General features: G+C 36.0%; 1 protein-coding gene. It reads left to right on the top strand.

The window, feature by feature from the left end:
- Positions 1-101: 101 nt before the first annotated feature.
- Positions 102-272 (top strand): HK97 gp10 family phage protein (locus R2R70_RS20305; RefSeq protein WP_410978945.1); only part of this gene is annotated, 171 nt, incomplete at its 3' end.

Raw genomic sequence — 272 nt, 5'->3', positions numbered from 1 at the left:
ATGAAGATATTGTTTGAAGATAGATTGTACTCCATAGAAGACATACTCCCAACATCAAAAAGAATTGATTTGCAAACTATTGTTGCAAAGTTGGTGAAGTGATGGCCAGTGATGGATTGGAAAGCTTTGATGAACTGCAAAGAAACCTAAATAAAATGGCTAAAAAAACAAACAAAGCAGCTAAAGCAGCGTTGGAAATCGGTGCTGAGATGTATGCTGATGGACTTGAAAAAAACACTCCCAAGTCTATTCTAAGTGGAAAACATGAACAT

Source organism: Cobetia sp. SIMBA_158, assembly GCF_046566945.1.
Classification (GTDB): domain Bacteria; phylum Pseudomonadota; class Gammaproteobacteria; order Pseudomonadales; family Halomonadaceae; genus Cobetia; species Cobetia amphilecti.
Note: the sequence above shows the minus strand (reverse complement) of the source record. Positions and strands in the feature narration are given on the sequence as shown.